Below are 6,047 nucleotides of genomic sequence, written 5' to 3'. Positions count from 1 at the left end.
CCATCAGGCTGCTCTGGGTGCAGCCATGTTAGCCAATAACCGGCACATTGGCGCTGGCAAAGTCGGGCGTTGGCCACTGGCTGCCTTCGAGCAGATTGATCAATTCGAGTAAAATCATCGCCGTTAAACCCCAGATATGCTTGCCCTGATAGTGAAAGTGCGGGATTTGAATTTCAATACCGTGCCGGTGGGTGACCTGCATCTGGGGCGCCTGGCTGGCAAAAAAAGACCAGGGTACGGTAAATATTTCCGCTATTTCATCTGGGCTGGGCTGGGCGCCGTCGGCCGATTCGGCCAGACCGACAAACGGGTGCACCAAAACGCCGTTCTTGGACAGGGTAGTCGATAAGGCACCGATGACCTCAAAGCGGGCCGGTTCAAGCCCGATCTCTTCGAAGGTTTCCCGCAAGGCCGTGTGCGCCAGCGAGCGATCGATGGCCTCGACCATACCGCCGGGAAACGACACTTCGCCCGGATGGCTATTGAGGTGTGCAGCGCGCACCGTTAACAAGACTGACGGTTCCGGGTACAGAATCAAGGGCACCAACACGGCGGCTTGCAGCCCGTCTGAGCTAAAGGTGTGTGGCTGGTAGTCAGCAAAACCCTGCTTTAGGCGCTGGTCGAATTTGAGCGGCATATTCATAGCCCTAAGAATGGCACAAAACAACGCGCTGCACATGGTTTTTAGCGACTATCGGTCGGCATTCTGGCTATTGTTAACGCTCTTTTGCGGCGCCATGCTTGGCTAACTGGGCCGCCACAGCACGGAGTGCTCGGCCAACGCTGTCAAGGCGCTGGCTTTATTGCTACCCTTGGCTAAAGTTCTGTCAATCCGAGGAAGTCATGAATTTCTGTCCAGATTGCGGTCACGCCGTCGATCACCGCATACCCGAGGATGACAATCGGCTGCGTTACGTGTGCAGCCAATGCGCAACCGTCCATTACCAAAACCCTCGCCTGATTACCGGCACCTTGCCTGTCGCGCCCGATGGCCGGGTGTTGCTCTGTTGCCGCAATATCGAGCCGCGTAAAGACTACTGGACCCTGCCGGGTGGCTTTATGGAAAATGGTGAAACCACACTCGCCGGGGCGTTGCGCGAAACCTACGAAGAGGCCCGGGTCAGCGCCATCAATCCACGGCTATTGAGTGTGATCAGCTTGCCGGCTTATGACCAGGTGCACCTTTTCTACCTGGTCGACATGCCCGATTTCAGCTTTGCCACGACGCCGGAAAGCCATACGGTGCAATTGTTTAGCCGCGATGAGATCCCCTGGGATCGATTGGCGTTTCGCACCGTAGAACACACCCTGAAACACTACCTGCAGCAGGCATCAAGCACGACCAACCCGTCGGTGCTCAATGATCATATCAGGCTCTAATTAACACCCCTCCTCAGAGACCTCAGCCCTGCCAAGGGCTGCTACAACAATGCATGCGCCCGCGTCAGACCGACGTATTGATCAATATGAACGCAATCAGGGGTTCACTTTTCGCCGCATCGGCCGTTACAATAGTTTCACCGTTCCTTTTTAGGTAACCGCCGTCCTTAGCCACAGAGACGATCGGTCATCTTTAGACCAGAACCAACCGAGAAGACCGGCACTATGGATAATGACAATCTAATATTCACTCTCACGGCCGTAGCGGTCGTAATCTTCGTCCTGGTCGGAATGTTGGTGTCTCAGTCACGCCACAAGGCCCTTGTAGCCCGCAACGATAAGATCAAGAAGCTTACTCTGCAGCAGCGTCAGGTGCAGAATTTACTGCGTTCGCTGCCAGCCAACTATTTATCCATGGAATTACGAGATTTCCTCTATCAGGCCGTGCTGCAAAACCTAAAGAGCCATGCCGAACTAGCACCCGATCGTAGCAGGTTCATCCGAGAAGACTATGAGCAGTTCAAGGCTGAACGGGAGAAAGTCAAACTGGATCCGCCAGAACCCATCCATATCCTAATGTCAGTAGACCAGGCCAGTATTTACCGCAGCCTACTGAAGTCTCTGCACCAGTTTATTCGTAATAATTTTGTCACCGGTCGACTCGAGAAAGCTTATGCTGAAAACCTGCTAAAACAGGTGGCCCTCAAATTGGTTGAAACCGCGGCGGATTTTTTCACCCTGACGGCTCGAGAATTTCGCAAGAAAAAAAAATACCGCCAGACCACTCACGCGTTCCAAAAAGCACTCGATGCGATAAAAACCTCACCCTTTGCAAACGAGTTCAAAGCGGAAAGTTTCAAGATTCAATCGGAGTTGACCGAGCAGGTTGATGAGTGGAACCTCCTGCGCGATGCCGAACGAGAAGCAGCCCAGGCCAAGCTCGATGAAGAATTAGCGGCGGTTGAAGACGAAGAGAACAGCTGGAAGAAAAAGCGCATTTAGCCTGGGCTTGAACAGTTTGGTGGGTTGCTGCGGCACCCATATGGGCCGCGCCCAACTCATTGCGCTCTATTAGCGTTCGTTACGCGGTTGCAGATCGAAACTGAGTGGGGCATTCAGTTGCATGACAAAGGTTGTGCCGCCGGCCACAGCAAAGGGCAGGCAATTATCTTCGCGGCAGGTACCGGTTGACTCGATCGTACCGGAGGGTATGGTTTCAAGCACTTCTTGCGCCGGACCCACACAGACCATCTTACCCGGTGTCAAAATCACCGGCTGCTGACTCAAGTCGATCCCGACCGACCACAGGCATTGCTCCAGCACTCTGAGATCACCGCCACTGTCCGCAGCTACCGTCGGTTTGACCGTGACCAGGCCACTTTCAAGCAATTCTTGATCGAATAGAGTGGTACCCACCAGTTCGGCGGCATCGATCCGATATAGGCTCTCTGCCTGAACCAATCCCAGACAAGCAACAGAGATTGCCAATATCAAAGCCGGTTTATGACAACGGGGCATTAGCGAGACTCCTAAGGTTGCACTACAGGTTGAGTCGATATAATACCAGAAGCGCTCACCGGTTCGGCAATTTCGTTCGCTATTTTGCACCCGAATCGCCAGTTTGGGCTCTGTTTACCCCTAGTCGACACTATCCATACGCACTGGGGAATTGTATCCTTGGTCAAGTCGCAAATTTCTCAGCGGAGTTGGCCCGAATCTTATGTATATTCGTCTTATTATCTTTTTAGTGTTTGCCGCCATAATTATATATGGCTTGGTTTGGTATGACCTCAACCGAGATGAGCCGTGGGATTCACCGGTGTTTTTTAGTGAAAACAGTATAAATCCGACTGATCTGGGTATAGAGTCATTTAGATCGTCTAATATTAGAGTACAAACTGCGTTCGGCTAATAACAACAAGCGGTCGCGGCGCACTGCAGCTAGATCATCGACTAAAAACGACTAAAAGGATCCCTCATGTCAGGAATACTCTCTATGGTTCTGGCCGGTGGTGAAGGTACCCGCTTGGCGCCCTTGACGTCAGTCCGTGCCAAACCCGCGGTTCCCTTCGGCGGCAACTACCGGATTATCGACTTTGTACTCAATAACTTTGTTAACTCCGACCTATTGCAGATTTTTGTCCTAACCCAATTTAAGTCTCACTCGCTCAACAAACACATGAGCCGTCGCTGGCAAATTAGCGGCCTGACTAACCGATTTATCGATACCATTCCCGCGCAAATGCAGATGGGTAAGCACTGGTATCAGGGTACGGCCGATGCGATCTATCAAAATATTAATCTAGTCGAGGGTCTGGATCCGGAAGTGGTCTGTGTCTTTGGTGGCGATCACATCTACAAGATGGATATCCGCCAGATGATTGAATTTCATCGTGGCTTTAACCACGCCAAACTGACGGTGGCCGCCATTCCAGTGCCCCTGGCACAATCCGACCAATTCGGAGTGATTGAGGTCGACGCCGATTTTCGCATGGTCGGCTTTCAAGAAAAGCCCGCTGCGAGCGATGCCAAGACCATTCCAGGCCGGCCCGACTTTGTCTTGGCCTCCATGGGCAACTACGTTTTTGATGCCAAGCAACTGGTCGAGAGCCTCAAAGCCGATGCCGAAGAACGCGATTCGCTGCACGACTTCGGCCATAACATTATCCCAGCCCTATTCCCTACCGGAGATGTCTACGTATACGACTTTTCCTCCAATTCCATCCGCGGCGAACCGGAAGGCACCAACGGTTACTGGCGTGACGTGGGCACCATCGACTCACTCTATGAAGCCAATATGGATCTGCTGGAGATTATTCCCCCGATCGATCTCTATAATCGCCACTGGCCGATGCGCAGTTATCACCCCGCCGTACCGCCGGCTAAGTTTGTGCATAACTCAGACCAGCGCCGGGGCCAGGCGATTGACTCCATTGTCGCCGCCGGCTCGATCGTCTCTGGCAGCAGCGTGTTGCATTCGATCTTGGGCTACAACACCCATGCCCACAGCCACGCCCATATCGAAAACAGCGTCTTGCTGGGCAATACCGATGTCGGCCGTGACTGTCGCATCAAAAACGCCATTATCGATAAGAATGTGACCTTAGCACCGGGCACCATCATTGGTGAAGATGCCGCCATGGATCGAGAACGCTTCCATGTATCCCCCAACGGCATAGTAGTCATCCCCAAGGGTGCCCGCGTCGGGTTTGAATGAGACAACAATGAAAATCCTTTTTATCGCCTCCGAAGTGGAAGGCTTGGTTAAGACCGGCGGGTTGGCGGATGTCGCCTACGCCTTACCGAAAGAACTGCAGAGATTGGGGCATGACGTCAGGATAGTGATGCCCGCCTACCGGTCTTTGAACGACATCTGGATGCAGTGGCCCAAACGGCAGTTCAGCACCAAGATCAGTTATTTCAATACCGAAACGGTCGATGCTCGCTACGGCGAGCACGAAGACCTGCCGATTATCGCCATCGATCACCCGGCAAGCTTCGACCGCAATGGTATCTATGATGACGGCCACGACGCCTTTTATGACAATCCCTATCGCTTTACCGTGATGACTAAGGCCGCGCTGGACTGGTGTAAACTGGAAAACTGGCAGCCCGATATTGTTCATGCCAACGACTGGCAGTCGTCCTTGGCAGGCTTCTTTTTACAGGAGCATTATCGCCACGATCCCTTCTTCAGTGCCACCCGCTCGGTCTTATCGATTCACAATGGCGCCTACCAGATGCATTGTGATCCGAAATGGCTGGCCCAGGTTGGCATTGACCAACGCTTTTATAACCCGAGTGATTTCGAAGATAATGGTCATCTCAATATGCTCAAGGGTGCCCTGGGCTTTGCCGATGGCGTAACCACCGTCAGTCCTGGCTATGCCGCAGAGTTAACCACCCCCATCGGCGGCCATGGTATTGACTTCAAGTTCCGCAATCTGCATCGGCCTATTGTCGGCATCCTCAATGGCTGCGATTATGATCAGTGGAACCCGGAAACGGACCCATGGCTGCTGGCTCAGTTTGCCACGCCGGACGATGGCGGCAAGGCGCGTTGTAAGCTCGGATTGCAACGAGAGATGGGCTTAAGCATCGATGCCAAGGTGCCTCTTTTGGCTACCATCTGCCGCCTTGTGGATCAAAAGGGTATCACGTACCTGATTCCGGTCTTCAAAGAGCTCATGGCCAACCACAATTGCCAGGTGGCCATGCTCGGCTCGGGCGATCCGCTCTTGGTGGCACAGCTTGAACAGATTCAGGCGGAATTCCCCGATCGCTTCCGCTTCGTCAACGGCTATGATGCCGGCTTATCGCATCGCATTGAGGCGGGCTCGGATGCCTTTCTGATGCCGTCAATCTTTGAACCCTGTGGCCTAAACCAAATTTACAGTCTGCGCTATGGCACGGTGCCACTGGTGCGCGAAGTAGGCGGCTTGCAGGATTCGGTGTGCCGCCTGAGCAAGTCGGAGCGCAATCTCAAGAGCGCGACCGGCTTTATGTTCAGTGAGTTGTCGGAAGCGGCCTTGCTTGAGGAGGTGTTGCGTATGCTCAATGTCTATCAGCACAAGCAAACCCAGTGGAAAGCACTGCAGCGCAATGGCATGGCCAAGCGCTTTAGCTGGAAAAAATCGGCCTGTCAGTATCAGGAGTTTTATCGCCTG

The 6,047-nt window shown here is 53.2% G+C and carries 6 protein-coding genes; 4 read left to right on the top strand and 2 right to left on the bottom strand.

Annotated elements, in window-relative coordinates; genetic code table 11:
• Positions 1 to 28 precede the first annotated feature (28 nt).
• Positions 29 to 637: an NUDIX hydrolase gene (locus AC4FIC_RS11095; protein ID WP_158524314.1), complete on the bottom strand. Its 609-nt coding sequence runs from the start codon at positions 635 to 637 to the stop codon at positions 29 to 31.
• A 206-nt stretch (positions 638 to 843) separates the two neighbouring features.
• Between AC4FIC_RS11095 and AC4FIC_RS11090 the strand changes: the two genes are divergently transcribed.
• On the top strand, positions 844 to 1,380 hold the full coding sequence (locus AC4FIC_RS11090) for an NUDIX hydrolase (protein ID WP_100256902.1): 537 nt from the start codon (positions 844 to 846) through the stop codon (positions 1,378 to 1,380).
• Between the two features lie 225 nt (positions 1,381 to 1,605).
• A complete protein-coding gene (locus tag AC4FIC_RS11085; RefSeq protein WP_100256901.1) occupies positions 1,606 to 2,382 on the top strand; it encodes a hypothetical protein in 777 nt (258 codons plus the stop codon).
• Between the two features lie 69 nt (positions 2,383 to 2,451).
• Here AC4FIC_RS11085 and AC4FIC_RS11080 read toward each other — a convergent pair whose 3' ends face one another.
• Positions 2,452 to 2,898: a hypothetical protein gene (locus AC4FIC_RS11080; RefSeq protein ID WP_100256900.1), complete on the bottom strand. Its 447-nt coding sequence runs from the start codon at positions 2,896 to 2,898 to the stop codon at positions 2,452 to 2,454.
• A gap of 460 nt (positions 2,899 to 3,358) precedes the next feature.
• Here AC4FIC_RS11080 and glgC point away from each other — a divergent pair, with 460 nt between their 5' ends.
• A complete protein-coding gene (gene glgC, locus AC4FIC_RS11075; protein ID WP_100256899.1) occupies positions 3,359 to 4,597 on the top strand; it encodes a glucose-1-phosphate adenylyltransferase in 1,239 nt (412 codons plus the stop codon).
• Between the two features lie 7 nt (positions 4,598 to 4,604).
• On the top strand, positions 4,605 to 6,047 hold a 1,443-nt coding region (locus AC4FIC_RS11070; RefSeq protein WP_476195030.1), incomplete at its 3' end, for a glycogen synthase.

Source organism: Reinekea sp. (assembly GCF_982785585.1).
The sequence above is the reverse complement of the archived record's forward strand: the minus strand, read 5'-3'. Positions and strand labels throughout refer to the sequence as shown.

Excerpts from the sequence above, each read along its gene's own strand:
- AC4FIC_RS11095 (WP_158524314.1), bottom strand. The coding sequence starts at position 637 with ATGCCGCTCAAATTCGACCAGCGCCTAAAGCAGGGTTTTGCTGACTAC.
- AC4FIC_RS11090 (WP_100256902.1), top strand. The coding sequence starts at position 844 with ATGAATTTCTGTCCAGATTGCGGTCACGCCGTCGATCACCGCATACCC.
- AC4FIC_RS11085 (WP_100256901.1), top strand. The coding sequence starts at position 1,606 with ATGGATAATGACAATCTAATATTCACTCTCACGGCCGTAGCGGTCGTA.
- AC4FIC_RS11080 (WP_100256900.1), bottom strand. The coding sequence starts at position 2,898 with ATGCCCCGTTGTCATAAACCGGCTTTGATATTGGCAATCTCTGTTGCT.
- glgC (WP_100256899.1), top strand. The coding sequence starts at position 3,359 with ATGTCAGGAATACTCTCTATGGTTCTGGCCGGTGGTGAAGGTACCCGC.